General features: G+C 42.3%; 23 protein-coding genes. 16 read left to right on the top strand and 7 right to left on the bottom strand.

Translation table 11 applies throughout. The features are described 5' to 3' along the window. Nucleotides 1-77 precede the first annotated feature (77 nt). On the top strand, nucleotides 78-1,193 hold the full coding sequence (locus tag DQM55_RS06720; RefSeq protein WP_111675909.1) for a glycosyltransferase: 1,116 nt from the start codon (nucleotides 78-80) through the stop codon (nucleotides 1,191-1,193). A 12-nt stretch (nucleotides 1,194-1,205) separates the two neighbouring features. After that, nucleotides 1,206-4,082 carry a MucBP domain-containing protein gene (locus tag DQM55_RS06715; RefSeq protein WP_111675908.1) on the top strand — a complete coding sequence of 959 codons (2,877 nt, stop codon included), beginning with the start codon at nucleotides 1,206-1,208 and terminating at the stop codon, nucleotides 4,080-4,082. A gap of 44 nt (nucleotides 4,083-4,126) precedes the next feature. On the opposite strand, the gene DQM55_RS06710 is transcribed toward DQM55_RS06715, so the two are convergent. Continuing rightward, nucleotides 4,127-5,593 (bottom strand): alpha-amylase, encoded by a 1,467-nt coding sequence (locus DQM55_RS06710; RefSeq protein ID WP_111675907.1) that lies wholly within the window; start codon nucleotides 5,591-5,593, stop codon nucleotides 4,127-4,129. Between the two features lie 179 nt (nucleotides 5,594-5,772). Here DQM55_RS06710 and DQM55_RS06705 point away from each other — a divergent pair, with 179 nt between their 5' ends. The 3 genes from DQM55_RS06705 to DQM55_RS06695 all read left to right on the top strand — a co-directional run bounded on the left by DQM55_RS06705 (nucleotide 5,773) and on the right by DQM55_RS06695 (nucleotide 11,248). Further along, a complete protein-coding gene (locus DQM55_RS06705) occupies nucleotides 5,773-8,724 on the top strand; it encodes a CocE/NonD family hydrolase (protein ID WP_111675906.1) in 2,952 nt (983 codons plus the stop codon). Nucleotides 8,725-8,877: 153 nt separating this feature from the next. Next, complete coding sequence (locus tag DQM55_RS06700; RefSeq protein WP_111675905.1) at nucleotides 8,878-9,621, top strand: ABC transporter ATP-binding protein; 744 nt, start codon at nucleotides 8,878-8,880, stop codon at nucleotides 9,619-9,621. Then, the gene (locus DQM55_RS06695) at nucleotides 9,611-11,248 is read left to right on the top strand and encodes a hypothetical protein (RefSeq protein WP_111675904.1); all 1,638 of its coding nucleotides are present in this window, start codon (nucleotides 9,611-9,613) and stop codon (nucleotides 11,246-11,248) included. Before DQM55_RS06700 ends, DQM55_RS06695 begins: the two co-directional genes overlap by 11 nt. Before the next feature lie 82 nt (nucleotides 11,249-11,330). Here the strand turns inward: DQM55_RS06695 and DQM55_RS06690 are convergent, their stop codons facing one another. Both DQM55_RS06690 and DQM55_RS06685 read right to left on the bottom strand, forming a co-directional pair. Then, nucleotides 11,331-12,104 (bottom strand): XRE family transcriptional regulator, encoded by a 774-nt coding sequence (locus DQM55_RS06690; RefSeq protein ID WP_111675903.1) that lies wholly within the window; start codon nucleotides 12,102-12,104, stop codon nucleotides 11,331-11,333. Nucleotides 12,105-12,207: 103 nt separating this feature from the next. Next, nucleotides 12,208-13,050 carry a DegV family protein gene (locus DQM55_RS06685; RefSeq protein ID WP_111675902.1) on the bottom strand — a complete coding sequence of 281 codons (843 nt, stop codon included), beginning with the start codon at nucleotides 13,048-13,050 and terminating at the stop codon, nucleotides 12,208-12,210. A gap of 134 nt (nucleotides 13,051-13,184) precedes the next feature. Between DQM55_RS06685 and DQM55_RS06680 the strand changes: the two genes are divergently transcribed. Beyond that, nucleotides 13,185-13,769: a TetR/AcrR family transcriptional regulator gene (locus DQM55_RS06680; RefSeq protein WP_002906696.1), complete on the top strand. Its 585-nt coding sequence runs from the start codon at nucleotides 13,185-13,187 to the stop codon at nucleotides 13,767-13,769. A 4-nt stretch (nucleotides 13,770-13,773) separates the two neighbouring features. Here the strand turns inward: DQM55_RS06680 and DQM55_RS06675 are convergent, their stop codons facing one another. The 3 genes from DQM55_RS06675 to coaA form a co-directional block, all read right to left on the bottom strand. Next, nucleotides 13,774-14,295, bottom strand: coding sequence for a DNA topology modulation protein (locus tag DQM55_RS06675; RefSeq protein ID WP_111675901.1), 522 nt, complete (start codon nucleotides 14,293-14,295; stop codon nucleotides 13,774-13,776). A 57-nt stretch (nucleotides 14,296-14,352) separates the two neighbouring features. After that, entirely contained in the window at nucleotides 14,353-14,589 is a 237-nt protein-coding gene (gene rpsT / locus DQM55_RS06670; RefSeq protein ID WP_002895661.1) for a 30S ribosomal protein S20, read from the bottom strand. Between the two features lie 70 nt (nucleotides 14,590-14,659). Then, nucleotides 14,660-15,580 (bottom strand): type I pantothenate kinase, encoded by a 921-nt coding sequence (gene coaA, locus DQM55_RS06665; protein ID WP_111675900.1) that lies wholly within the window; start codon nucleotides 15,578-15,580, stop codon nucleotides 14,660-14,662. A gap of 94 nt (nucleotides 15,581-15,674) precedes the next feature. On the opposite strand from coaA, the gene DQM55_RS06660 reads away from it, so the two are divergent. The 8 genes from DQM55_RS06660 to DQM55_RS06625 all read left to right on the top strand — a co-directional run bounded on the left by DQM55_RS06660 (nucleotide 15,675) and on the right by DQM55_RS06625 (nucleotide 23,444). After that, nucleotides 15,675-16,262, top strand: coding sequence for a class I SAM-dependent methyltransferase (locus DQM55_RS06660; protein WP_111675899.1), 588 nt, complete (start codon nucleotides 15,675-15,677; stop codon nucleotides 16,260-16,262). Nucleotide 16,263: 1 nt separating this feature from the next. Beyond that, nucleotides 16,264-17,541 carry a pyrimidine-nucleoside phosphorylase gene (locus DQM55_RS06655; RefSeq protein ID WP_111675898.1) on the top strand — a complete coding sequence of 426 codons (1,278 nt, stop codon included), beginning with the start codon at nucleotides 16,264-16,266 and terminating at the stop codon, nucleotides 17,539-17,541. 17 nt (nucleotides 17,542-17,558) lie between these two features. Further along, the gene (gene deoC / locus DQM55_RS06650) at nucleotides 17,559-18,221 is read left to right on the top strand and encodes a deoxyribose-phosphate aldolase (RefSeq protein ID WP_111675897.1); all 663 of its coding nucleotides are present in this window, start codon (nucleotides 17,559-17,561) and stop codon (nucleotides 18,219-18,221) included. Next, on the top strand, nucleotides 18,208-18,597 hold the full coding sequence (locus DQM55_RS06645) for a cytidine deaminase (protein WP_002895647.1): 390 nt from the start codon (nucleotides 18,208-18,210) through the stop codon (nucleotides 18,595-18,597). Before deoC ends, DQM55_RS06645 begins: the two co-directional genes overlap by 14 nt. Nucleotides 18,598-18,668: 71 nt before the next feature. Next, nucleotides 18,669-19,724: a BMP family lipoprotein gene (locus tag DQM55_RS06640; RefSeq protein WP_111675896.1), complete on the top strand. Its 1,056-nt coding sequence runs from the start codon at nucleotides 18,669-18,671 to the stop codon at nucleotides 19,722-19,724. Between the two features lie 139 nt (nucleotides 19,725-19,863). Beyond that, a complete protein-coding gene (locus DQM55_RS06635; RefSeq protein WP_111675895.1) occupies nucleotides 19,864-21,399 on the top strand; it encodes an ABC transporter ATP-binding protein in 1,536 nt (511 codons plus the stop codon). Further along, on the top strand, nucleotides 21,392-22,486 hold the full coding sequence (locus tag DQM55_RS06630) for an ABC transporter permease (protein WP_111675894.1): 1,095 nt from the start codon (nucleotides 21,392-21,394) through the stop codon (nucleotides 22,484-22,486). The genes DQM55_RS06635 and DQM55_RS06630 overlap by 8 nt, the downstream gene beginning before the upstream one ends. A gap of 1 nt (nucleotide 22,487) precedes the next feature. Continuing rightward, a complete protein-coding gene (locus tag DQM55_RS06625; RefSeq protein ID WP_002897685.1) occupies nucleotides 22,488-23,444 on the top strand; it encodes an ABC transporter permease in 957 nt (318 codons plus the stop codon). Between the two features lie 106 nt (nucleotides 23,445-23,550). Here DQM55_RS06625 and DQM55_RS06620 read toward each other — a convergent pair whose 3' ends face one another. Further along, the gene (locus tag DQM55_RS06620; RefSeq protein WP_111675893.1) at nucleotides 23,551-24,516 is read right to left on the bottom strand and encodes a polysaccharide deacetylase family protein; all 966 of its coding nucleotides are present in this window, start codon (nucleotides 24,514-24,516) and stop codon (nucleotides 23,551-23,553) included. A gap of 140 nt (nucleotides 24,517-24,656) precedes the next feature. Between DQM55_RS06620 and DQM55_RS06615 the strand changes: the two genes are divergently transcribed. Next, nucleotides 24,657-25,943 (top strand): homoserine dehydrogenase, encoded by a 1,287-nt coding sequence (locus DQM55_RS06615; protein ID WP_111675892.1) that lies wholly within the window; start codon nucleotides 24,657-24,659, stop codon nucleotides 25,941-25,943. 1 nt (nucleotide 25,944) lies between these two features. Continuing rightward, nucleotides 25,945-26,811 carry a homoserine kinase gene (gene thrB, locus DQM55_RS06610; RefSeq protein ID WP_111675891.1) on the top strand — a complete coding sequence of 289 codons (867 nt, stop codon included), beginning with the start codon at nucleotides 25,945-25,947 and terminating at the stop codon, nucleotides 26,809-26,811. The last annotated feature ends 52 nt before the right edge of the window (nucleotides 26,812-26,863 follow it).

Raw genomic sequence — 26,863 nt, 5'->3', positions numbered from 1 at the left:
TTGCTCAGATTATTGGTATAATTCTTAAAAATATGTTATGTTCGTATATAGAATTACTTTAGGTTAAAAGGGAGAAAATGAAAGTAGTTTGTGTGGATTCTTGTATCCGTGCTAGGGCATTTGGGATTGACATTGCCCTCCGCAATCGATTTGAGCTTTTTGAAGAAATGAAAGTGCCTTATGAGTTGTGGGTTTCTGAAGCGGATACAGATATATATGCTAATGTCTCTTCTAGGCAGCTTGTGCTGGATAGTTATGAAGCCTTGGGAATTGATAGGACTAAAGTCCGTTTTCTGGGCATAGAATTAGCTGGCAGGAGTCTGCAGGAGTTTGCTGAGGAGGAGCTTGAGCCAGAAGACTGGTTGATGATGGAGCGTCTGGATATTCCAGAAAATGTTCTCTTGAGACGTGGACAAGATTTTCATGTAGGTCGCGTCCTTCATCAGGATCATATGATCGCCCTCGGACAAGAGTTAAATAAAAAGGTCATGGGCTGGCTGGATCAGGATGTATTAGACTCTTTGATTTTGGTTGGGGAAAGCCAAGAGGCTTATCTGCCTCAAAAGATGAGGGATAAGGCCCTCTTTATTCCAACAACCTATGCAGATCAAGTGGTCCAATATCCAAGAGAGAGAGTCTTTGATCCTAAGGATATTCGCTTGGTGACAGTTAGTCGTTTGTCTGAGGAGAAAAATGTTCTGTTATTGCTGAAAATCATGGCTTTGCTCAAATTTAAAGGGTATGAGCAATTTAGCTTAGATATCTATGGAGATGGTCCAGATATGGCCATGCTGCAAGATGTCGTTCAGCTCAATGATTTGGAAGATATGGTTCATTTTAAGGGCTATCAGTCTAAGGTACCTTATCAAGCTTATGATGCCTATATTAGCACCTCCTTATCGGAAGCCTTTGCGACATCACTTTACGAGGCTCTAGTTAATGGCTTACCTCTGATAGGCTTGGATGTGCGTTATGCCAATCGCGCTTATATTAAGCATGGAGAGAATGGCTGGCTGATACCGCAAAATGACGCTAATCAGTATATTGCCCATCTAGAGCAATTTAGCCAATTTGGAGAAAAAGAATGGAGGGGATTTTCGGAAAAATCAAAAGAACTTGCTAATCGTTATCACAAAGGATTACTAGTCAATCTATGGGAAAAAGTTTTTAAAATGTCAAAAATAGGAGATTAAAAGGAGAATAATATGAAAAAGAGTTTAGGAAAAAAAGTAGAACTGGGACTGAAATTAGTTCCAATTCCTCTGTCTTTACTGCTTACTGGGACAATGGCAGTGACTATACAAGCAGATGAGGTAAATAATGAAACAGATGGGAATCAAGTCCAGAATAACCAGTCGACTCCTCCTATCACTCAAGAACTGCCAAATGATGGTACAATCAAAAATACACCAGCAGAGGGACCTTCTGGTCTAACCGTTTCAGAACAAGGAGAGAATGGTGCGGCCCAAGTCACGCCTGAAATCAAACGGTTAGCTCAAGAATTTTATGACTATCATACTCAGGAAGAGAGAGATGAAATAACTAAGGCTGCAACCATGACATCTGTCATGCCAGAGATACAGTCGGTGGAGCAAATAGAAGAAGCAGCTAAAAAGTATGATCATGCTTATGCAATCCGTAAGATGGATGGTGTCTTTAAATACATTAACTTAAAGGAAGTTGAAAATTTAAATCTAGTCAAAGATGAGGATTTTAGACAAGTTCCATCAAAAAGAGTATCTAGTTGGGATTCATTTATCCAAAATAATACAGCCCTTTTCTTTTTGAATAAGTGGGAGTCTATATTCAATCCAAATCCGACGCCAGAAGAAGTAGCTAGAATACCAAAATCTATTATTCCGCGCTCTGAATTGGATTTGACAGTTGATGAATCTATTCCAAAACGAGTGTTTTTGAGAACAGCATATACTCCACGAGAATGGCATGGTTGGAAAACCTACGAAGAGGCTTTTTCTAGAAAATATCTGCCTGAATCAGATCGTAGGATATTATCTATGAAAGAGATAAGGCAAATATATTCTGAAAATCCAGATATGTTCCGAGTTGAAGCGTTTCCTATTGAAAGGAGATTGTCTGAACGAGGACCTATTAATCCGTACTTTCAGAAAATTGTTATTAATCAAAAGGAAGTTGATTTTTATTCCCATCATTTCAATAACGATTTAAAGAATGGATTGTTTGATACACGAGATACGGATCCCTTAGGATTTGGTTATAGAGATCCCAATGAGCCATGGAGACAACAAAATTATCGTTTCAATGAATCTCAAATTGGTAGAATTTTTAGACTTCCTTTAGAATTAGATAAATATAACGATCTAGTGTATATCGACTGGCTGGGTAATAATCCGACTGTAATGGCGCCTTGGTTTGGTGAAAACAATATTAAAACCTTCCACTACAAACTGTATCTGATGAAACCTCATGACAGGACTCGCTATTATATCGATAGGGACTACACGATTCAAATTGAGGGCGTACATAATTTAATTGAGACGCCCGATGGTGGACTTACACCTGTTGAACCAACTTTTTATAGGGGAGGGAAGACTATACTTGGCTTAAGTATTAACCAACCTGACATAGATAGAGTTTTTAGAACGGTCAAAGCTGAAGGCTTCGTCTTTAAACTTTCAGATGTTAAGAAAGTTGATGAGGAACCGGGCAAGGTTCTTGTCCGTTACCAAGACGATCAGGGCAATGCCATTGCTAACCCCATTATGGATAAGCAATTGGCTAAAACCAGATACACAGTCAGCCCTAAGCCTCTTATTTCCTATAAGAATCAGCTCTATACTTATAAATCTCGATTATCATACTATGATGCTGAATCGGGAGAGTACGAAGCAAGAAGAACCAAAAGAATCGTCTATGAGTATGTACTCAGCCAGTTCCAACTTCCAAATGACGCTCCAAGCGAAGAACGACCAGTTTTAGAAATGACCCGCTTTGTAGATGAAAGCGGTCAAGAGCTGTCAGCCCCAGAACGAGGTTTGGTGGCGTCTAAGACTATTGCTGGTTATGACTTCCAGTCCAGCAGCAGCGAGGACGGCATCCGCACTCATGTCTATCGTTCTAGTGTGCATGAAGTGCCGCAAGATGCTCCGATTGAGGACAAGCCATCTATCGAAATCACTCGCTTTGTAGATGAATCAGGTCAAGAACTATCAGATCCAGAGCAAGGTTTGGTGGCGTCTAAGAGTATTATCAACTATGACTTCCAGTCCAGCAGTGACGAGGACGGCATTCGTACTCATGTCTATCGCGCCAGCGTGCATGAAGTCCCGACAGATGCTCCAAGTGAAGGCAAGCCAGTCATGGAAATGACCCTCTTTGTAGATGAATCAGGTCAAGAATTATCAGCTCCTGAACAAGGTTTAGTGCCATCTAAGAGAATTTCTGGCTATGACTTTCAGTCTAGTACTGATGAGAACGGCATTCGTACTCATGTTTACCGAGCAAGTGTACATGAACTACCGACAGATGTTCTAAGCGAAGACCTACCAGTCTTAGAAATGACCCGCTTTGTAGATGAAAATGGTCAAGAGCTGTCAGATCCTGAACGTGGTTTGGTGGCGTCTAAGAGTATCGCTGGTTATGACTACCAATCCAGCAGTGACGAGGATGGTATTCGCACACATGTCTATCGTACCAGCGTGCATGAAGTACCGACAGATGCTCCGGTTGAGGACAAGCCTTCTATCGAAATCACTCGCTTTGTAGATGTAGAAGGAAGACCTTTAGCAGCTGAGGAATTTGGTTTGCTAGATGCTAAGACTATTGAGGAGTATGGATTCGTTTCTGTATCAGATGCCAATGGCGTTCGCACTTATGTTTACAAGCCAAAAACGCATACTCAAACACCTTTGGGAACAGAAACTTCTGAGCAGAAGAGTCCTGTAAGGGTTGAAAACTCTGAGACTAGTCCAGTTCTATCTCGAGTGTCCAAACATCAATTACCAAATACTGGAAACACAAATTCATCATTCTTGGGAGCAGCAGTCATCAGTCTTTTGGCTTCCTTTAGCTTACTATATTCCAAGAAAGAACGAAAAAAATAAGGCCAATTTGGTCTTATTTTTCTTTTTCCATATTTTACTGCGACTTATCTAACACTCCAGACACTAACTGATTTTTCCTCCACAGGAAATTCTCCCCAGCCTTGGTCGTCAATGGTTACGATTTGGGAGCTGTTGCCCAGATAGTCGCTGAATTCTCTGCCAGCCCATTCTGAACCGACAAGCATGGATTTGCTGGCTGCTTGGTCATTACTGATAAGGACAGCGATTGGCTGACCATCGTCCTTACCTTGGCGGGTCCAGCCGATACAGTTGGCATCGTCGAAGTAGTCGTTCTGCTCGCCATAGGCTAGATTGAGGCGGATGTCTAGAAGTTTATCCAGTACCTCTTGAAAGCTCTCTTGTGCAAATTCTCCTCTAATGCCATAGTAGTCTCCGTAAAAGACGCAGGGCAATCCAGCTTCTCTTAGAAGTATGAGAGCATAGGCCGCAGGCTTGAACCATTCTTCGACGGTAGACTCCAGGGCCTGCCCTCTCTGAGTATCGTGGTTGTCCACAAAGGTTACAGCTGATTCGGGGTGATTTTTTGCAAGTGTCTGATCAAAAATAGTTCGCAGGTCATAGTCTGCTCCAGATTTGCTGGCATCAAATAAATTCTGATGGAGCTTGACATCGACTAGGTCAAAGCGATAGTCAATATTTTCTAGATAATCATTATTGGCCTTCTCATCGCTATTCCAAAATTCCCCAAAAACATAGAAATCTTCACCGTATTTTTCAGTAATATCGCGGATGAAATTCTTCATAAAGAAAGAATCAATGTGTTTGACAGCATCTAAGCGAAATCCATGTACACCAGTGCTTTCAATGAACCAATGGGCCCAGTCGTAGAGATTTTGGATGACTTCGGGGTGCTTGAAATCAATATCCGCATACATCAGATAATCGTAGTTGCCGTTCTCATTGTCCACTAGCTCATCATCTGCCCAACCTTTATTGTCTCCTTGAATGAGGAAAATGCCTGACTTGTTGTTTTTGGCATCATAGTCAGTGCCGGTGAAGTGGTACCAGTGCCATTTGAAGTCATTGTAAGTTTTATTGCGGCCTGGGAAGACAAACTTAGTCCAGCCTTTAATCTCGAAAGGTTCTGACAAGACCTTTGTGCGGTCGTTAGGATCAACTTCAACAACGGTAAAGCGCTCTTTATAGTCAGCTGCAGCCTTGTGATTGAGAACCACATCAGCAATAGCTTCGATACCGTTCTGGCTAAGTGCTTCAATCGCTCGGAGGTATTCTTCTTTCAATCCATACTTGGTGCGGACGGTCCCTTTTTGATCAAATTCACCCAAATCAAAAAGGTCGTATACACCATAACCGACGTCATTAGAGCCTGTTCCTTTGAAAGCGGGCGGCATCCAGACTTTGCGAATTCCTTTCGCTGCTAAGTTTGGTGCATCTTCCGCTAAGCGACTCCAATGCTGACCATCATCTGGCAGATACCATTCAAAATACTGCATTAAAGTTTGGTTTTCCATATAAATTTTCCTCTTCATTCTCACTGATTGGCTTTATTGTACCAAAAGAAGAGGAAAGGCGCAATCGTTTGCGTTTTTCTGCTACTATAGATATTTTGACATTTCCATAGATAAAAGATAGAATAGATTGAAACAAAAGCGCTTACATAGTATAATGGACTTGTTATAAAAGATTCTATCTAAAGAAAGGTGTCTTTATGAGAAAGAAAAGACTAGTTACATTACTCCTGCCAAGTTTGTTACTTGCACCTTTGGTATTGGCACAAGCTGTTCAGGCGGATGAGGCGACTCAAGCTAGCAGCGAGCGCACGGACAATCTCAAGACAGAAACAGTTGCAAAGGCTTCTGAAACTGGCTCCAAGGACCAAGAGTCAACGACAGTAGAAACTTCAAATCAGACTTCTTCAGAAGATTCGGTGCAGGAAAAGCAAGACAAGCCACCGCTTGCAGCTGAGGGAACGGTACCTAGTCTTAGCCCAGCGCAGGAGCAGGAGCTTCTTGCTTTGGCTAAAGATGTCAGCTCAGCACCTTCCGCTGCCTCAACTGCTGTGAAAGGTCAAGATTTATCTGCCTATACCGGCGGTCTTTCAAATCCTTCACTCTCAGATAAGGAAATAACCCTGCAGGAGGCTGTAGATGAATTGCTCAAGTGGGCAGCAGTCAGTGATTCTCAGTTGGGGAGCAGTGCCGAGGATAGAGCAAATCTAGCAAAGAGCCTGGGGATGATTGAAAAAGAGGCTGATTTGACAGCCAGTGTTCAGGGTGCTAATCTGCAATCTATGTATTCGGTTGCCAAGCGACTGCATGATGCTTATCGCTCCGAAAAGAAAGAGCCCCTCTTTTTGAATGGTCGTTCACAGCCAATTTTTCCATATAGTAGTGGTGAAGACAGATATGAGGAGTATACTTATGAAGGCAGTGAGATTGTTCGTTTCCCAGTCTATGTAGAGACTGACTACGATACGGATGGTGACGGTAAGCGAGATTTAGTCAAGGCTATTGTGCAGCTTCCTAAGGCAGCTGCTAAGGGTGATTATAAGGCTGCGACAATCTTGGAAGCTCGTCCCTATGTCGCTGGAACCTTGGATGAAGACCATGTGACGCTGGAAAGTCTCAATCTGCCGACAAACGGTTCTTATGACATGAAGAGCCTCCGCAATCAGCCAGCTAAGCGTCAGCCAGTTTCTAGCATGAGCAGTATTGATGCAGCAAAAAGAGCAATGTCATCGGATTGGTATTACTACAGTCCATATGAGGGGATTTATGACTATGAAAACTTGAACTGGTATGATTATTTCCTCGTCCGGGGCTATGCCTTTGTTTCTAGCGCTGGTCTAGGAACCAAAGGTTCTGAAGGTTTTAATACAACTGGCTCTGATTTAGAAATTGAAGCATTTAAAAATATTGTCGAATGGATCAATGGTAAACGAACGGCCTACACAGACAGAACTAACAATATCGAAATCAAGGCCGACTGGGCTAATGGCAAGGTCGGCATGACTGGTCTGTCTTGGGCTGGTACGACAACTTTCGGTGTGGCAACGACTGGCGTTGAAGGCTTGAAAACCATTGTTCCAGCAGCTGGAATTGCCAGCTGGTATGATTATTTCAATAGTCAAGGGTCGGCTTACACCAATCCGCCCTACAGTGATTTATCTTGGCTGTCGCTCTATGTCGCTACACGGTTGCTGGATCAAAAAGACTGGTCTGCTATTAGTAACAAGTATGCTGACTACATTAATCAGTTAAATAAGGACCAGAATGCGCACGGCCGTAACTATAGTCCGGTATGGCAGGAGCGGGATTACACGCTACATCCAGAAAAGATAAAGACCAGTGCCCTGCTAGTTCATGGTTTGAATGATGACAATGTCAAAACCAAACACTTTGAGCTCATGTATGATGCGCTAAAAAAAGCCGGTCAAGATGTGAAACTTTATCTTCACCAAGGAAATCATATCAATCCAGCTGCCGTATCTAGAGGCTTTGGTATTACAGCTAACAAGCAAGATTTTTATGACTTACTCAATACCTGGTTCTCTCATTACCTCTATGATGTAGAAAATGATGTCAGCAAACTTCCAGCTGTTTTAGCGCAAAATAACTATGATCCAAATAAATGGACCAGTTATGATGATTGGAAAAGCAGTAATCGCTTGATTCTGACAGCTCAGTCCAAGCGCTTAGAAGAAACGATTTCCAGTGACTACGCGGGAGCGGGAATTGATACCAGCAAGCGTGATGAAGCGGTTAGCAAAGCTTCTTCTAAAGCTAATTTGACCTTTATGACAGATGTCAAAGAGGATATGACCATTAAAGGACATATCCCAGTCCATTTCAAGGCAGCTCTGGCAAAGTGGGGCGGCAGTAATCTGCAGGTCAATGCCCTCCTAGTAGATGTATCAGACCAAGAGTTTGATGTGGTTGGAAACGGCGCAGCCAGTGATGAAAGTCAGAAAGACGGCTTTTGGATGGGCAGCAATCTCAACAATATGGATATCAAAAATTTTGCGACTATCAAAACCAAATACAAAGTCATTGCAAAAGGATGGGTCAATCTGGCTAATCCAGAATCGGGCTATACACCGTCTAGCTCGCAAAATAGTATTGATCCTCAAATTGGTCAATTCCAAGACTATACAGTCTATTTGCAGCCTAATCTCTATACGGTGAAAAAAGGTCATAAGCTGGCTCTTGTTTTCAACACGTACGACCCAAGCGACCTCACGATTGATCGTCAATATGAAGTAACTTTCAAGACGGACTCCATCAGTGCGCTAATACCTACTTTGGAAGCTAGTCGTTTGCAAAAGGCGAACTATATACCGAATGCTCTTGATACAGCTTATGCAGCTCTACCAGAGATTATTGGTGCCAAATTAGTTGCACCAGCAATTTTAGAAGTTCCTGAGTATATCTTTGACAGCGAAGAAGGAAAAGAAGTTCCGTCAGTTCAGTTGGCGGTTCACTATGCAGAACATTATGATCAGGCAGTAGGAAAAGTTCAGAAGATCAGCAAGCAGCAAGCTCCAGCTGCCTTACCTAAAACAGGAAGCAATTCAGATAAGGGAATCCTGCATCTTGGCCTGGCTCTGCTGGTCAGCACACTAGGCTTATCTAGTTTAGCAAAGAAATACAAACAACCGTAGTCGTTCTGTTTAATAAAGCAGCTGGAATTTCATAGTTAGATGAAGTTCAGCTGCTTTTAGCTTTATCTTGTAGCAGTCGTTAGGCAGAGACGAGACAAAAAGCCGCAAAAAGAGTATACTAATCTGTATAGAAATCGGTAAAGGAGCTCTCTTATGATTGAATTTAAAGATGTCACTAAAGTTTATGAAGGAACGGTAGCTCTCAATCAGCTGAATCTGACCTTGCAGAGCGGAGAAATCGTCGGTCTGATTGGTCACAATGGCGCCGGCAAATCTACTACCATTAAGTCATTGGTCAGCGTTATCAATCCTAGCAGTGGACAGATTTTTGTGGATGGGAAAGAATTGTCCGCTAATCGCTTGGAAATCAAGAAAAAAATCGGCTATGTAGCTGATTCACCTGATCTATTTTTGCGCCTAACTGCCAATGAGTTTTGGGAGCTGGTAGCGACTTCTTACGATATGACAAATGCTGAAGTAGAAGAGCGATTGGGAAATCTGCTCCATCTTTTCGACTTTGGCTCTCATCGCTATGAGGTTATTGATTCATTCTCTCATGGGATGAGGCAAAAAGTCTTCGTCATAGCGGCACTTTTGTCTGATCCGGATATTTGGGTGCTGGATGAGCCGCTTACTGGTCTTGATCCGCAGGCAGCTTTTGACCTCAAGCAGATGATGCGCCAGCATGCAGATAAAGGAAATACAGTTCTCTTTTCAACCCATGTCTTGGAAGTGGCAGAGCAGCTCTGTGATAAGGTGGCCGTTCTCAAAAAAGGGAAATTGATTTTCTACGGAACGATTGAAGAACTAAAAGGCCAACATCCAGAACAGTCTCTTGAAACCATTTATCTTGGTCTAGCTGGCCGTAGAGAAGAGGTGAGTCCTGATGCGCATTAAAGCTATAAAAAAACTCGTTGATATCAACATCCTCTACGCCATTCAGCCGTCTCAGCTGCAGCAGTACCGCAAGATGCAAGCTAAGAATCCTGAGCGCAAGGTCAATGTATCGCTGAAGGCCATCCGCATGTATCTGATTTTAGGACTGGTCTATCTCTTTCTTTTCGGCTTGATGGGCTCCCTGAACCAACTAGTTGGCAATCCTGGTCTCTTTGCCAATTTGGTTTCTGCTTTTGCTCTCTTTTCTATGTCTCAGGGCTTTCTGGTTTTTTACAATGTCTTTTATGAAAGCAAGGACTTGCAGTCTTATCGTCCCTACGCTTTTAGCGAAGCAGAAATCATCGTCGGCAAAAGCATTTCAGTTATTCTGACATTGCTGATTGCCATTTTGCCTATGTTCAGTTATTTCTTGGTTCTGGCTTTCCAAGGTGGTAATCCTTTCTTGGGCCTGCCCTTAGCTCTGCTTGCTATTCTGATTTTAAGTTCAGTTATCACCTTTCTGATTCTGATTGCCGTCCATTTCATTACCAAGACAGTCTTTTTCAGGAAGTACAAGACCATCCTGTCCAATGTCATTCTGGCTCTTGTTTCCGTCGGCTCCTTTTTCCTCTATTTTATGATTAATCAAATGAACAGCAGAAGCGTTGTAAATCGTACAGAGGTTAAAGCTTTCTTCCCGCCAGTTCAAGCTTTTTATGATTTTATTCTTCATCCTTTTCATACAGCTTCCTTGCTGGGATTTTTGGGTTGGGTGGCAGTCGCGGCTCTTCTATTTTTCATCGTAAAGACCAAGGTGATTCCAGAATTTTATGAGGCCGCTCTCATGACGGGCTCTTCAGTAGGAAAGCGGGAGCGCGTGCATGATATCAATATTACGGAAGCAAAAAATCTTAAAAAGTTTGTCTGGCGTTACAATATCCGGCTCTTGAGTGAGGGCTCTGTCATTATGCAGGCCATCTTTATGTCGGCCTTTCTCCCTTACATTGTCATTTTCAGTATGGGAATGGGTATGATACAAGGCGGCCTGTCTTTGACTTCTTATCTGGGACCGCGCTTTCTCTTGCCAATGATGGCTCTGGCTGTTTTGATTGCAACGCTAAACTCAGGCGGCAGCAATCTTACGGCTATTGGGATTTCTCTGGAAAGGGAAAATTTTGATTATCTCAAGGTTCTCCCCTTTGATTTGAAGCAGTATATTCATCTGAAGTTTTGGCAGCTCTTTGCCGTCCAGTCTATCCTGCCTCTGACCTTGCTTTTGATAACTAGCCTTGTTTCCGGTATGCATCCAGTGACTTTCTTGGGCATGGTGATTGTTTGGGCCTTGATTAGTCTAATGTGGAGTTCTTGGGGTTACTACCGAGACTATAAGCATCTCGTGACCAATTGGTCCAATGTCACAGAATTGATGAGCCGAGATAATAATATGGTGAAAACTCTCTTAGCTATCGCTCTGATTTTAGGAATGTTGATTGTCATTACTCTTCTCTTCTTTATATCCAATGTTCTTGCGCCTCTGGTAATTTATGTGATAGTCGCTCTAGTTTTAGCAGGCTTAGCTGTGTTGTCTTACATAGTCCACAAACACTACATGAAAAAGCTGAATGAAGATTTAGCAGTATTTTATTAAACAAGCATCAGGAAGTCGAAAGACTTTCTGATTTTTTGACTGAAAATCATCAAAATAACAGCTCTGTACATTTGCAGAACTGTTATTTGTTTTTCTTTATTTTTTCTACATCCAGTGGCATGAAAGTCGCCATAACTCGACCGATTAGTTTAGGTTCTTCCTCATGCGGGATAAACTTATCACTGTATTTTTTATTAAGGGAAATTAGACGGATACCAGATGGATCGTTGAAGACCCTTTTTATAATGGTTTGGCCGTCATAATCGATAGCATAGATAGCGCCAGCAAGCTCGAAATGAGTCTGCTTGATTAGCGCTACGGAATCTCTTGGATACTTGGGCTCTAACGAGTCAGTTCGTACCCAAAGGGCAATATCGTAGTCAATTTCTCTGTCCAGCCAGACTAAATCAGCTTGTTCAGGCTTATGCTGAGAGAGATAGTAATTCTCATAGACCAAGTAGGGGAAGTAGTCATCCTTTAAGCTGGCTTGTGTTTCTTGCTCAGTCAGGCTAGCTTCCAGTAGCTTTAATCCTTGCTCCTGTCTGTTTTGGTCAAGTTGTTGATAAATACGATTTAAATCGGGAAATTGTTGAGGGATGTCTGCAATTAATCGGTAACGAGGATCGATTTCTTCAATCTCTACCTTAAAAAAACTTGCAATCTTTTCTAGATTGGCTGCGATAGGCAGAGATGTCCCTTTGATATAGCCAGTCAGTGTACTAGCGGGAATGCCTGTTTCACGAGATAGCTCAACTTGTTTTTTACCTGTTTCCTTGAGAAGTTCTTTGAGTTTTTTAGAAATGAGAAGACTTGCTTCCTTATCTTGGGGGCTTGCGGCGCCTCTTCCTCTGGCCATAATATCAACTCCTTTACTTGGTTTTATTATAGCGAATTAAATCGAAAAAGTAAAGGATTAGGTCAATTATTTGAGCCTAATCCTTTACTTTTTAGATACTGTATTAAATTTCGTAGCCCATTAAGATTCCGCCTTCCTCAGCATAGAAGCTGCAGAGACCTGAAGTCGGCACCGTTTCGATTTGAGCTTGAGGATACTTTTCTTGTACCAGTTGACTAAATTGCTGGCAGAACTTTTCGTTATTGCGGTGAGCGATGATGAGTCGACCACCCTTGTAACCAGCTTTGAGGAGCTCTTCAATTGCAGAAGCAAGGGCTTTTTTCGGACCGCGTGCCTTTTGCAGAAGCTCTAGCGTGCCAGTCTGGCTAGCTTCACCGACCATACGGATATTGAGCAAGCCGACAACGGTTCCCAGAAGTTTACTCAGTCTACCGTTTTTGACCAAGTTATCTACCTTTGCCAAAACGAAGAGAAGCTTGGTTTTCTCCTGATAGCGACTAATGACTTCAACAACTTCATCAAAGCTGAGATCTTGCTGAATGAGTTCATTAAGCTTGGTTACAAGCAAGTCCACTTCGCCGCCAGCAGAAAGACTATCAATAACATGAATCTGGGCATCAGGATGTTCTTCCAAAAAGATTTTCTTAGCAACTTGTGCACTATTATTGCTGCCAGATAGAGTTCCAGTGATAGTCACCACAAAGATCTTGTCAGCTCCCTCAAAGCTTTTGAGGTAGTCATCTGGACTAGGGCAGGCAGACTTAGAAGCGGCAGAAGATGCATACATCTTCTCCATCATCAGGTCAATATCAAGCTGCTTATCATCTATAAAAATCTCATTTTCCACTTGAATGGTCAAGGGAACACTTTCAAACTGGGTGTCTTTAGCCAAGTTTGCCATTTCACGAAAGTCACAGCCAGAGTCAGCTATAATTTTCCAAGTCATATTTTTCTCCTTTTTTGTCAAGTATGTACAATAAAAAAATTGACAAAAAACCTGTCTTTTTTTACAATTATAACATGAAGAATGCTTACTAGAAAGCGGAAACTGTCAGCTGAGACAAGAGGGAAGAAATTGTTATGTCGGAAAAGAAAATATCGGAAAAATCACTCGCGAATTTAAAGAAATACAATCAGGAATCCAATCAAATCACGAGAGAGTCTCTGGAAATTTCTCTCATGCAGCTGCTGGAGAAGAAGGAACTCAAAAAAATTACGATTTCAGAGCTGGTTGAGCGAGCAGGGGTTTCCCGCGCTGCATTTTACCGCAATTATAGCTCTAAAGAGCAGATTCTGGAAGAGATTTTTAAAAACACTGTTCAAGGTATTACGGATAAATTGGAAGAGTTTAACTTTAAAACGGAGATGTACCAAATTTGGCTTTTTCTTTTTAAGGAAGCTAAGAAAGAAGCTCGGGTTATCAGCCTAGCCATCGACTATAATTTTGAAAAGCTACTGACTCAGGCTGTATTTGACTTTTTGGAAAAACGCAATCGCAATGCTAAGAAAACGACTAATTCTTACATGAATTCCTTCTGGAGTTCGGCAGTTGTTTCCGTTCTTTCCAAGTGGATTAAGGATGGCATGAAGGTTCCAGCTGAAAAAATAGCTTCTTTAGGCCTACCTCTTTTCCCACAGAAAAAGAAATCAAATAAAAACAAGTGAGTCATTAGGGCTCGCTTGTTTTTAGGTTCTGTAAGAAGCTGTTCAGTTCTTTTTGGTTCCTTAATTCGTAGAATTTCTGAGGAAAGGTTTGTCGGATTCTCTTATATCTTGCCAGTGCTGTCTGACGTCGTCCTTTCCAAAGAACCCAGCAGGTAAACTCCCAGTCAAACTTTTCGGGGCAGCCTGGAGCCATGCTTTCTCTGGTCCGATTGCGATATTTTAGATAGCGTTTGAAAGCTCGATAAAGGCAGTTCCAGCGAGAGAAGTTCAGGAAGATGATTTGGTCGGCTTCTGCCATCCGCCGTTCATAAAAACACCAAGAGTAGTTGCCGTCAATGATCCAGTCGGTATTTTTTGATAAAAAATTATCCATCTGTTCACTCATCCAATCACGGTCACTATCCTTCCATCCAGATTGGAACTGCAATCTATCCATGTGAAGTTTGGGAATGGAGTAGTGGTGGGACAGTTGTGCTGCTAAAGTGGATTTGCCAGAACCGGAATAACCAATAACTGCTATTTTCATCCCTATCTCCTTTATATTAGAAACAAAAAAAGCTCCTGAGAGCTCCCTTTGTATGCATTATTTAGCAAGTTTAGCTGAAAGGCGTGCTTTATCGCGGCTTGCTTTGTTTTTGTGGATCAAACCTTTTGTTTCTGCTTTATCGATAGCTGAGCTAGCAGCACGGAAAAGTTCTTCAGATGGGTTTGCTTCAAATGCTTTGATTGCAGTACGCATAGCTGACTTTTGAGCTGAGTTTTTTTCGTTATGTTTCACGTTCAATTCAGCACGTTTGATAGCTGATTTAATGTTTGCCAAGTTCTTTCACCTCCATTGAAAATACTAACTATCTAATTATATATGAAAAGTTAGGATTTGACAAGCTTTTTTATTTTTTTAAGTAAATTTCATCAATTTCGTGATTTCTAGCTTTATGCAGGATAATTTCTGCCCGATTGCGGGTTGGTTCAATGTAGTCTAGCAGGTTGACAAGATTAATGCTTTTCCAGACATTATGGGCGAAGGTTACTACTTCCTCTTCTGATTGAGTGGTGAAGCGGTGGTAGTAGTTTTTGGGGTCGTTTTCAGCCAGCGTCAGCATTTTTTTAAAGCGATCCAGATACCAATTTTCAATATTTTCGACTTCAGCATCAACATAGATAGAAAAGTCAAAAAAGTCTGTCATATATAGGCGCTCGTTCTGAGGATTCTGGAAAACATTGATGCCTTCGACAATAACAAAATCAGCAGCCTTTACCCCTTGCATTTCCTGAGGGACGATATCATAAGTTTCATGCGAGTAGACTGGAATTTGGAAATCCTGACCGTTTTTTATGCTATCCAGAAAGGAAAGAAGCAGCTCCATATCATAGCTTTCTGGAAAACCCTTGCGGTTTAAAATGCCATGATCTTCCAAGGTTTTATTCGGAAATAAAAAACCATCTGTGGTAACTAGCTCGACTGTCGCACTTGAAAAAGTCCGAGAAAGCAGAATCTGCAGCAAACGGCTGGTGGTGGATTTCCCAACGGCCACACTGCCAGAAACTCCGATGATAAAGGGCTGTTTCCGGCTTTCTTTTTGTAGAAAAATCCCCTTGGAAAAAGCCAAGTCTTCCTTAGAACGTTTATAAATCTGAATGAGATTGGTCAAGGGTAAATAAATGTCAGTCACGTCCTGCAGGCTAATCTTGTCATTGAAACTTTTGATAGAGTTAAGTTCAGCCTGAGTCAGGGGCGGAGTTGTTTTGCGGTGCAGGTTTTGCCAAGTATGGCGGCTGATTTTTTCAAAGTGAAGAAATTCGTTAGTCATAAATTACTCCTGTATGATGAACTTTAGTATAACATACTTTTTGGAGAAATGAAAACGATTTACAAATCTAGGAAAATTATGATAAAATGGTTGTATGACTAAAATGTATTTTGCAGAAAATCCTGATGCCAAACATGATATTCATGAATTAAATGTAGAACTGTTGGGACAGCGGCTGACTTTTTTGACAGATGCGGGTGTCTTCAGTAAAAAGATGATTGATTATGGCAGTCGGGTCCTTTTGTCTGCCCTGAATTTTGAAGCTGGAGAACGGGTCTTGGATGTTGGCTGCGGCTATGGGACTCTAGGTTTGACCTTAGCCAAAGCGTACGGAGTGGCTGCGACCATGGTAGATATCAACCAGCGGGCCTTGGACTTAGCTCAGAAGAATGCTGAGAGGAATCAGGTATCTGCTCATATCTTCCAGTCAAATGTTTATGAAAAGGTTACTGGAATTTTCGACCATATTATCAGTAATCCGCCTATTCGTGCTGGTAAGCAGGTTGTACATGAGGTTATCAGCGGAAGCTATGAGCATTTGACAGAAGGCGGTGATTTAACCCTTGTGATTCAGAAGAAGCAAGGAGCGCCCAGTGCCAAGTCGAAGATGGAAGCTATCTTCGGTAATTGTGAGATTGTTAAGAAGGACAAAGGCTACTATATACTAAGGAGCGAAAAATAGGATGCGTGCTGTAGATATTATCCAAAAGAAGAGAGACGGTCTGGAGCTAACCAGTCAGGAAATTCAGTGGCTGATTGAGGGTTATGTGAACGGGACGGTGCCCGACTATCAGATGGCAGCCTTTGCAATGGCTGTCTATTTTAAGGGCATGACGACTCGGGAAATTTCGGATTTAACCATGACCATGGTTGGAACTGGAGAGCAGTTTGACTTGTCAGAAATCGCGGGAATAAAAGTAGATAAACATTCTACTGGCGGTGTTGGTGATAAAGTAACTCTGGTCTTGGTACCATTGGTAGCTAGTTTCGGTGTGCCTGTTGCTAAAATGAGCGGCCGCGGGTTGGGCCATACTGGAGGAACCATTGATAAATTGGAATCCATTAAAGGATTTCAGGTAGAGCGCAGTCAGCAAGACTTTATCAAGCAGGTGCAGGAAATCGGCCTATCTGTAATCGGTCAGTCAGATCAGTTGGTGTTGGCGGATAAGCTACTCTATGCCTTGCGAGATGTAACAGCAACTGTTGATACGATTCCGCTGATAGCTAGCTCTGTTATGAGTAAGAAAATTGCTGCTGGTGCAGACAGTATACTTCTGGATGTGACTGTTGGTGAAGGCGCCTTTATGAAAAATATTGATGACGCTCGTGTACTAGCACGTACTATGGTAGATTTGGGCAAGGCTGTCGGAAGAAAAACAGTAGCTGTTCTGACAGATATGAGTCAACCTTTGGGAACCAGCATCGGCAATCGTCTGGAAATCTTAGAAGCTTTGGATATCTTGCAGGGCAGGGGTCGTGAAGACATCACAACTTTCATTTGTGAGTTGGCTCAGATTATGCTCGGACTGGCAGATGTTGAGAAAACGGTGGAAGAAGTAAGAGGACAGCTGACCAACGGTGCTGCTTTGAAGAAATTTGAAGCTATGATTGCTGCTCAAGGAGGTGACTTGGAAGATCTCTATCGTCCATCAAGTGCAGCTCATATTGTAGATGTGAAAGCAGAGCAGGCAGGTTATATCACTGAACTGCCTGCTATGGAGTTCGGACTTTTTGCCATGAGACTTGGAGCAGGACGCGCAGTTAAATCTGACGACTTAGATTATGAAACAGGAATTGTTTTCGAAAAGAAAGTCGGAGACAGGGTCGAAATTGGAGAAGTTTTCGCAAAAATTTATTCAAATGAAAAAATTTCTCAAGAACTAGTTACAGATTTTCAAAAAAATGTTAAAATAGGTGATGAAAGCGTTGCAGTAAGCGAGATTATCGAGGTTATTGCTTAATTCTAGGAGAAGCTAACATGAAATTAAACAAATACATAGACCATACGCTTTTAAAACCAGAAGCGTCAGAAGAGCAGATTCTGAAGTTAATTGAAGAAGCAAAAGTTTATGATTTTGCCAGTATCTGTGTCAATCCAACCTGGATAGAGTTTGCTGCGGAGCAGCTAAAAGGCTCAGAGGTCAAGGTTTGTGTGCCAATTGGTTTTCCTTTAGGAGCCAACACTTCCGATGTGAAAGCTTTTGAAACGAAGGACGCAATCCAAAAGGGTGCGGGTGAAGTGGATATGGTTATCAATGTCGGCGCTCTAAAGTCTAAAAATTATGATTTGGTAGAGCGAGACATCCGTGCAGTTGTAGAAGCTGCTAACGGTACCTTGGTCAAGGTAATTCTGGAAACTTGCCTACTGACAGATGAGGAAAAGGTTAAGGCCTGCCAATTAGCTCAGAAAGCTGGAGCTGATTTTGTTAAGACTTCTACGGGATTTTCAACTGGCGGTGCGACAGTCGAAGATGTTGCCCTTATGAGAAAAACAGTTGGTCCTGACATGGGCGTCAAGGCTTCTGGCGGTGCTCGTTCTTATGAAGATGCGCTGGCCTTTATTGAAGCAGGTGCGACTCGGATTGGAACTTCAGCCGGTGTGGCAATTATGAAGGGAGAAGAAGCTAGTGGCGACTACTGAGTTGATTGACTTGGCTGTCCAAGCCAGCAAAAATGCTTATGTTCCCTATTCTCATTTCCCCATCGGAGCAGTTTTGGTCGCTAAAGACGGACGGATATTTACTGGTGTTAATGTTGAAAATGCCAGTTTTGGCTTGACCAACTGCGGAGAGCGGACAGCTATATTTAAGGCAGTTTCAGAAGGAGTTTTAGACTTTGAGGAGCTGATTGTCTATGGTGAGACGGAAAAACCCATATCACCCTGTGGTGCCTGCCGCCAAGTAATGGCAGAATTTTTTGCTGAGGATCTAAAAGTGACCTTGGTCGCTAAAGATAAATCGACGGTCGTGATGACGGTCAAGGAATTACTTCCATATTCTTTTACAGATTTAACATAAGTCTGTTATCGGTCATTTGACCAAACTCAAACTTGCAACTGTGTTGCACATCTTATTTAGGAGGTTCAGAAATGAACAAAAAACAATGGCTAGGTCTTGGTCTAGCAACTGTCGCAGCATTCGGACTTGCTGCATGTGGAAACCGTGCTTCTCGCTCAGATTCTTCAAACGCGAAAACTGATTTGAAGGCTGCTATCGTAACTGATACTGGCGGTGTTGATGATAAGTCATTTAACCAGTCTGCATGGGAAGGTCTGCAAGCTTGGGGTAAAGAAAACGGTCTTTCTAAAGATAATGGTTTTACTTACTATCAGTCTAATGATGAGTCTCAATATGCGAATAACCTAAACCAAGCTGCTACGGATGGTTATAATTTAGTATATGGTATCGGATTTGCCCTTCGTGATGCGGTTGAATCTGCTGCCCAAGATAACACAGACATCAATTATGTTATTGTCGATGATGTTATCGAAGGAAAAGAGAATGTTGCTTCAGCTATTTTTGCTGACAATGAAGCTGCTTACCTTGCTGGTGTTGCTGCTGCAAAAACTACTAAGACAAAACAAGTTGGTTTTATAGGTGGTATAGAAGGCGCTGTTATCACACGTTTTGAAAAAGGTTTCGAAGCTGGCGTGAAATCAGTTGACCCGTCTATCAAGATTCAAGTAGACTATGCTGGCTCATTTGGTGATGCTGCTAAAGGTAAAACAATTGCTGCTGCTCAATATGCTGCAGGTGCAGACGTGGTTTACCAAGTTGCTGGTGGAACTGGTGCTGGAGTATTTAACGAAGCTAAGTCAATCAACGAAACAAGAAATGAAGATGAAAAAGTTTGGGTACTCGGTGTTGACCGTGATCAAACTGAAGAAGGTAAATACAAGTCTAAAGATGGTAAAGAATCTAACTTTGTTTTGGCATCAAGCTTGAAACAAGTTGGTAAGACTGTCCAAGACATTGCTAACCAAACTGCTAAAGGTAAATTCCCAGGCGGTAAAACTACAACCTTCGGTCTGAAAGACGGTGGAGTTGACTTGACAACTACAAACCTGTCAGAAGATGCGAAAAAAGCCGTTGAAGAAGCGAAAGCAAAAATCCTTGACGGCAGCATCACTGTTCCTGACAAATAAAACAATTTAAGAGCGATCCGACCGTGTAGGGTCGCTTCTTTTTGAAATTGAGACGCCTTTGTGTCAATAGAATTTATTAGCACTGGCTGTGCTAGTAAATTTTATTGAAATAAAATGAAATTCTGGAAAGGAAAGAGCCATGACACATGAAAATGTCATTGAAATGCGAGAAATTACCAAGATTTTTGGTGAATTTGTAGCCAATGATAAAATCAATTTGGAACTCAGAAAAGGTGAAATTCACGCTCTTTTGGGAGAAAATGGTGCCGGCAAGTCAACCTTGATGAATATGCTGGCTGGCCTGCTTGAGCCGACCAGCGGTGAGATTGTAGTGAATGGAAAGTCAGTTAAACTGGATTCTCCATCAAAGGCGGCCTCACTTGGTATCGGGATGGTGCACCAGCACTTTATGCTTGTTGAAGCATTTACTGTCGCTGAAAATATCATCCTTGGAAGTGAAATCACAAAAAATGGTGTGTTGGACTTGAAAGGTGCCGCTAAAGAAATTAAGGAACTTTCTGAGAAATACGGCTTGGCAGTTGATCCATCTGCTAAGATTGAAGATATTTCTGTCGGTGCCCAGCAGCGGGTTGAGATTCTGAAAACTCTTTATCGTGGGGCGGACATTCTCATCTTTGACGAGCCGACAGCCGTTCTGACGCCAGCTGAGATCGATGAATTGATGAAAATCATGAAGAATCTGGTCAAAGAAGGAAAGTCTATCATTCTTATCACTCACAAGTTGGATGAGATTCGGGCAGTTTCTGACCGCGTAACGGTTATTCGTCGCGGAAAATCCATTGAAACAGTTGAAATCGCTGGTGCAACTAACCAAGATCTGGCTGAAATGATGGTGGGACGAGCTGTTTCCTTCAAGACTGCGAAAGAGCCTGCTAATCCTCAAGAAACTGTCTTGTCAATCAAAGATCTTGTTGTTGAAGAAAACCGTGGTGTTCCAGCTGTTAAGGGACTTTTTCTTGATGTCCGAGCTGGTGAGATTGTTGGTATTGCTGGTATTGATGGCAATGGTCAAACCGAGCTGATTCAGGCTATTACAGGCCTTAGAAAAGCTAGCTCTGGCGAGATTACAATTAAGAACCAGTCTATTATTGGTAAGCAGCCGCGGCAGATAACTGAAATGAAAGTCAGCCACGTTCCTGAAGACCGCCACCGTGATGGTTTAGTCCTGGCAATGTCCATTTCTGAAAATATTGCTCTACAGACTTACTATAAAGAACCGCTCAGTAAAAATGGAATCCTGAATTACGGTAACATTTATTCTTACGCACGCAAGTTGATGGATGAATTTGATGTTCGGGCGGCTAGCGAATATGTACCTGCTTCAGCTCTTTCAGGAGGAAACCAGCAGAAAGCTATCATTGCTCGGGAAGTGGACCGTGATCCAGACCTTCTGATTGTCAGTCAGCCAACTCGCGGACTTGACGTGGGAGCTATTGAATACATTCATAAACGTTTGATTGAAGCGCGGACTCAAGGTAAGGCTGTCCTCGTTGTTAGCTTTGAGCTAGACGAAATCCTCAATGTTTCTGATAGAATCGCCGTTATCCACGATGGTAAGATTCAGGGAATTGTAACTCCAGAGGAAACTAATAAGCAAGAGCTTGGTATTCTCATGGCCGGTGGTAAGATTCAGAAGGGAGCTTCAAATGTCTAAAAAAACACAACAGATTGCGGTTCCTTTAATCTCAGTTCTTCTAGGGATTTTATTAGGAGCGGTTGTCATGGCCATCTTTGGTTATGATGCTATCTGGGGGTATGAATCCCTCTTTAAAACAGCTTTTGGTTCTTTGAGAAGTTTGGGTGAGATTTCTCGTGCGATGGGACCTCTGATTCTCATTGGTTTGGGCTTTGCTGTAGCTAGCCGGGCTGGATTCTTTAATGTTGGGCTTCCTGGTCAAGCCTTAGCTGGCTGGATTTTGGCTGGTTGGTTTGCACTTTCCTTCCCTAATTTACCTCGTCCTTTGATGTTATTGGCGACTGTAGTCATTGCAGCAGTAGCTGGTGGTATTGTTGGTGCTATTCCAGGAATTCTACGCGCTTATCTGGGAACGAGTGAAGTTATCGTAACCATTATGATGAACTATATTGTTCTTTTTGTTGGAAATGCCCTTATTCATAGTTTCCCAGAATCTGTGATGCAGAGTGTTGACTCTAGTAAGCGTGTCAGTGCCAATGCGATTTATCAAACAGAGTGGTTGAGAAGCCTTACATCTAACTCTCGTATGAATATCGGTATCTTCTTTGCCTTGATTGCAGTAGTGGTTATTTGGTACTTGCTTAAGAAAACAACACTTGGTTTTGAAATTCGTGCTGTAGGGCTTAATCCAAATGCATCTGAGTATGCAGGGATGTCATCTAAGCGTACTATTATCGTATCTATGATTATTTCAGGTGCTCTTGCAGGACTTGGAGGAGTTGTAGAAGGACTTGGAACTTATCAGAATGTCTTTGTTCAAGGAAGTTCCTTGAGTGTTGGTTTCAATGGTATGGCGGTAAGTCTCTTGGCAGCCAATTCTCCAATTGGAATCCTCTTTGCAGCCTTCCTCTTTGCGGTTCTGAGCGTTGGTGCTCCAGGTATGAACGTGGCTCAGATTCCAACAGAACTTGTAAACATCGTAACAGCTTCTATCATCTTCTTTGTCAGTGCGCACTATCTGATTGAGCGTATGACAGGTATGACAATCTTTGATTTCCTTAAAAATCGTCGCCAGGAAGCTAAAAAAGTGAAGGAGGGAAACTAGGATGAATATTGTAACGGTATTAAGTTTATTAGTATCATCTATGCTGATTTATGCGGCTCCCTTGATTTTCACAAGTATTGGCGGGGCTTACTCTGAACACGCTGGTGTGGTTAATGTCGGCTTGGAAGGAATCATGGTTATGGGGGCTTTTACAGGCGTTCTCTTTAACCTGACTTTCGAGAAGAGTTTTGGTAGTGCGACTCCGTGGCTTTCTTTGATTGCTGCTGGTTTGGTCGGAGTTGTCTTCTCTCTTATCCATGCTGTGGCAACTATTACTTTCCGTGCGGACCACGTTGTGAGTGGTACAGTGCTGAACTTGCTGGCGCCAGCCTTGGCAATTTTCCTTGTTAAAGCTATTTATAACAAGGGACAAACGGATAACATTCAGCGTTCATTCGGGAAGTTTAATTTCCCTGTCCTGTCTGATATTCCAGTCTTGGGAGACATTTTCTTCAAGCATACAAGCTTGGTTGGTTATCTTGCTATTGCTTTCTCTTTCCTCGCTTGGTTTGTCATGTTTAAGACCAAATTTGGACTGCGTCTTCGCTCAGTCGGAGAGCATCCGCAGGCGGCAGATACCTTGGGGATCAATGTTTATCTCATGCGTTATTGTGGTGTCATGATCTCTGGATTACTCGGTGGTATTGGCGGAGCTATTTATGCTCAGTCAATCTCTGTTAACTTTGCTGTGACAACTATCGTAGGTCCAGGATTTATCGCCTTGGCAGCTATGATTTTTGGTAAATGGAGTCCTATTGGTGCCATGTTGGCGAGTCTCTTCTTTGGAGCTTCCCAAAGTTTGGCGGTTATCGGGAACCAATTGCCATTGCTTTCAAGTGTTCCAACGGTTTATCTGCAGATTGCGCCTTACGTATTGACGATTGTAGTGCTTGCGGCATTCTTTGGTAAAGCTGTTGCTCCGAAAGCGGATGGTATCAACTATATCAAGTCTAAATAAACCTTTACACCAGTTCTTTGGAGCTGGTGTTTTTTGGTATTTGAAAGAAGCTATAATCATAGGAATAGAAAAAGCCTGCTTCAGGTGAAGCAAGCTTTTTAAGATTTTAGTTTGTTGCGATTTCATTTAGCAGGTCTTCTGCAGTAGTGGTTGGGTTAACGCGTACTCGGTTGAGTGTGAGCAAGCCATTGGATAGGGAGGCTAGACCGTTATTGGTTGTCAGTCCCATCTTGTAACCAAGGCTTTCAGCAATCTGCAAGGTTGCATCACTGTATCGTCCAGATGGATAGGCAACAGTTGTTGTGGTTTGAGACAGTTCTTTGTCTAAGTAAGACTTAGAATCTTTTAACTCAATTTTTTGTTGGTCTTCTGCAGTTGCTGAGAGGTCAGGATGGTTGACAGTGTGGTCTTCAAAGGACATGCCTTTGTCCTTCATTTCCTTTATCTCATCCAGTGTCAGCATATCTTCACGACCTGCTTGAACAAATCCAGTAATGACATTATTGGTTGCTTTCATGTCATATTTCTGGAGAAGTGGAAAGGCATTAGTATAGAAATCCCTTAAACTATCATCGAAGGTCAGCCAGACGACTTTTTTATTTTCTGGCAAGACATTCTCCGTCAGTACCTTGTATGCTTCTGCCGGTGTTAGTGGATAGTAGCCTGCGTCTTTCAAGGCTTTCAGATGGCTTTCAAATGTAGCTGGATCTACAATCAAACCAGCATTAGCTGCTTCTGATGGGTCCATGACGTGAATGGCATGATACATCAAGATAGGAACTTGAACTGGCTGGTCTTGCTTGACCCATTTGACTTTGTCTTTACTGTTGTCATCCGAAGTTGTCTTTTTTTCCCGAGTCGGTGCTGACGAAGTTTTAGATGAAGTATTAACCTGGTTCGTTGATACGTTATTAGCTTCTTTTTGATTGTGCGAGTTTTGCAGCTTGGCTAGTAAAGAAAAGCCACCTACAATCAAGACAAGAAAAAGTAATAAACTCGTTAAAGAAAGCAAAATAGCTCTTTTTCTAGCTTTGCGTTGCTGCATGCGATTTCCTCGGTGTTTTCCTGTCATAATATCTCCTTTTTTTAAAAAATTACAATTCCTTGCGGAAATTTACATCTATTATAACAAATAAAGAAGTAGTTTTGTAGGCATTTTTTTATAATTTTGTTATAATATTTTTTATACAAGAAATTTTCAAGGAGTGCTTCATGTCTATTAAAATAGCTTTACTTGGTTTTGGAACAGTGGCCAGCGGTGTGCCTTTTTTGCTGAAAGAAAATGGAGAAAAAATCGTTCAAGCGGCTCATTCAGAGATTGAGGTTGCTAAAGTCTTGGTCAAGGACGATGCCGAAAAAGATCGTCTTTTAGCAGCTGGAAATGACTTTAACTTTGTCACAAATGTTGAAGAAATTCTGAAGGATTCTGAAATTACCATCGTTGTAGAATTGATGGGACGAATCGAGCCAGCGAAAACGTTCATCACTCGTGCTCTTGAAGCTGGCAAACATGTGGTAACAGCTAATAAGGACTTGCTGGCTGTTCACGGAGCAGAGTTGCTGGAAATTGCTCAAAAGCAAAATGTAGCTCTCTATTATGAAGCAGCTGTTGCCGGTGGAATTCCAATCCTCCGTACCTTGGTTAATTCATTGGCTTCTGACAAAATTACCCGTATCTTGGGTGTCGTCAATGGAACCTCTAACTTTATGATGACCAAGATGGTGGAAGAGGGTTGGTCTTATGAAGATGCTCTTGCTGAAGCACAGCGTCTTGGTTTTGCTGAAAGCGACCCAACCAATGACGTAGATGGCATTGATGCGGCTTACAAGATGGTCATTCTTAGTCAGTTCGCTTTTGGTATGAATGTTAAGTTTGAAGATGTGGGACATCAGGGAATTCGAAATATCACACCAGAAGATGTGGCTGTTGCTCAAGATTTGGGCTATGTAGTCAAGCTGGTTGGTTCTATTGAAGAAACAGCATCAGGTATTGCAGCAGAAGTAGCTCCAACATTTTTGCCTAAAGCGCATCCTTTGGCTAGTGTCAATGGGGTAATGAACGCCGTCTTTGTCGAATCCATCGGCATCGGAGAATCCATGTACTACGGACCAGGAGCAGGTCAAAAACCAACCGCAACTAGTGTTGTGGCAGATATTGTCCGTATCAGCCGCCGTTTGAATGAAGGAACAGTTGGCAAGGCCTTTAATGAATTCAGCCGTGAGCTTGTGCTAGCTAAGCCAGAAGATGTGAAGAGCAGCTATTACTTCTCTATCTTGGCACCTGATTCTAAAGGTCAAGTTCTGCATTTGGCTGAGATTTTCAATGCTGAGGATATTTCCTTTAAGCAGATTCTGCAGGAAGGTACAGATGGTGAGAAGGCTCGCGTGGTGATTATTACCCATGCTGTCAGCAAGACACAGCTGGAAAATGTCACTGCTAAGCTCAAAGAAGTTGCTGAGTTTGACTTGCTCAATACCTTCAAAGTATTAGGAGATTAAGATGAAAATTATTGTACCGGCGACCAGTGCCAATATCGGTCCTGGCTTTGACTCCGTTGGGGTAGCTCTGTCAAAATATTTGGAAATTGAAGTCTTGGAAGAAAGTCAGGAGTGGGTGATTGAACATGACCTCAATCCGAGAATTCCTAAGGACCGACGCAATTTACTGGTTAAGATTGCGCTGCAGTTGGCTCCAGATATTCAGCCGCGCCGTTTGAAAATGACCAGTGATATTCCATTGGCTCGCGGGCTTGGGTCTTCTAGCTCGGTCATTGTGGCTGGCATTGAATTGGCTAACGAGCTGGCTCACCTTAATTTGTCGGATTATCAGAAACTGAAAATCGCTACCAAGATTGAAGGACATCCTGACAATGTTGCGCCGGCGATTTATGGTAATTTGGTCGTATCTAGCTCATCTAGAAATCAGGTGTCTGCTGTGGTGGCGGACTTTCCGGACGCAGACTTCATCGCCTATATCCCGGACTATGAGCTTCGGACAGTAGAGAGCCGCCAAGTCTTACCAAATCGGCTTTCTTACAAGGAAGCTGTTGCGGCTAGCTCCATTGCCAATGTTGCGATTGCTGCTCTTTTAAAAGGTGATATGAAAATCGCTGGTCGGGCAATCGAGTCTGATTTGTTCCACGAAAAATACCGTCAACCTTTGATCAAGGAATTTTCAGATATTAAGTTCTTAGCCAGAAAAAATGGCTCTTATGCAACCTATATTTCAGGAGCGGGCCCAACTGTCATGGTCTTATCGCCTAAGCACAAGACAGAGAAGATTTATCAGCTTCTGCAAAAACAGAATTTCAAGGGACAAATCTTCCAGCTTCAGGTGGATACTGAGGGTGTGCGAGTAGAAAAATAAATCATCAAGAGGTTTTCTATGAGCCTCTTTTTTCATTTCTAAGCTATGGAGT

It is taken from the genome of Streptococcus sanguinis, from assembly GCF_900475275.1.
Taxonomy (GTDB): domain Bacteria; phylum Bacillota; class Bacilli; order Lactobacillales; family Streptococcaceae; genus Streptococcus; species Streptococcus sanguinis_N.
Note: the sequence above shows the minus strand (reverse complement) of the source record. Positions and strands in the feature narration are given on the sequence as shown.

Coding starts and splice junctions, on each gene's coding strand:
- DQM55_RS06720 (WP_111675909.1), top strand. CDS start 78: ATGAAAGTAGTTTGTGTGGATTCTTGTATCCGTGCTAGGGCATTTGGG.
- DQM55_RS06715 (WP_111675908.1), top strand. CDS start 1,206: ATGAAAAAGAGTTTAGGAAAAAAAGTAGAACTGGGACTGAAATTAGTT.
- DQM55_RS06710 (WP_111675907.1), bottom strand. CDS start 5,593: ATGAAGAGGAAAATTTATATGGAAAACCAAACTTTAATGCAGTATTTT.
- DQM55_RS06705 (WP_111675906.1), top strand. CDS start 5,773: ATGAGAAAGAAAAGACTAGTTACATTACTCCTGCCAAGTTTGTTACTT.
- DQM55_RS06700 (WP_111675905.1), top strand. CDS start 8,878: ATGATTGAATTTAAAGATGTCACTAAAGTTTATGAAGGAACGGTAGCT.
- DQM55_RS06695 (WP_111675904.1), top strand. CDS start 9,611: ATGCGCATTAAAGCTATAAAAAAACTCGTTGATATCAACATCCTCTAC.
- DQM55_RS06690 (WP_111675903.1), bottom strand. CDS start 12,104: ATGGCCAGAGGAAGAGGCGCCGCAAGCCCCCAAGATAAGGAAGCAAGT.
- DQM55_RS06685 (WP_111675902.1), bottom strand. CDS start 13,050: ATGACTTGGAAAATTATAGCTGACTCTGGCTGTGACTTTCGTGAAATG.
- DQM55_RS06680 (WP_002906696.1), top strand. CDS start 13,185: ATGTCGGAAAAGAAAATATCGGAAAAATCACTCGCGAATTTAAAGAAA.
- DQM55_RS06675 (WP_111675901.1), bottom strand. CDS start 14,295: ATGAAAATAGCAGTTATTGGTTATTCCGGTTCTGGCAAATCCACTTTA.
- coaA (WP_111675900.1), bottom strand. CDS start 15,580: ATGACTAACGAATTTCTTCACTTTGAAAAAATCAGCCGCCATACTTGG.
- DQM55_RS06660 (WP_111675899.1), top strand. CDS start 15,675: ATGACTAAAATGTATTTTGCAGAAAATCCTGATGCCAAACATGATATT.
- DQM55_RS06655 (WP_111675898.1), top strand. CDS start 16,264: ATGCGTGCTGTAGATATTATCCAAAAGAAGAGAGACGGTCTGGAGCTA.
- deoC (WP_111675897.1), top strand. CDS start 17,559: ATGAAATTAAACAAATACATAGACCATACGCTTTTAAAACCAGAAGCG.
- DQM55_RS06640 (WP_111675896.1), top strand. CDS start 18,669: ATGAACAAAAAACAATGGCTAGGTCTTGGTCTAGCAACTGTCGCAGCA.
- DQM55_RS06635 (WP_111675895.1), top strand. CDS start 19,864: ATGACACATGAAAATGTCATTGAAATGCGAGAAATTACCAAGATTTTT.
- DQM55_RS06630 (WP_111675894.1), top strand. CDS start 21,392: ATGTCTAAAAAAACACAACAGATTGCGGTTCCTTTAATCTCAGTTCTT.
- DQM55_RS06625 (WP_002897685.1), top strand. CDS start 22,488: ATGAATATTGTAACGGTATTAAGTTTATTAGTATCATCTATGCTGATT.
- DQM55_RS06620 (WP_111675893.1), bottom strand. CDS start 24,516: ATGACAGGAAAACACCGAGGAAATCGCATGCAGCAACGCAAAGCTAGA.
- DQM55_RS06615 (WP_111675892.1), top strand. CDS start 24,657: ATGTCTATTAAAATAGCTTTACTTGGTTTTGGAACAGTGGCCAGCGGT.
- thrB (WP_111675891.1), top strand. CDS start 25,945: ATGAAAATTATTGTACCGGCGACCAGTGCCAATATCGGTCCTGGCTTT.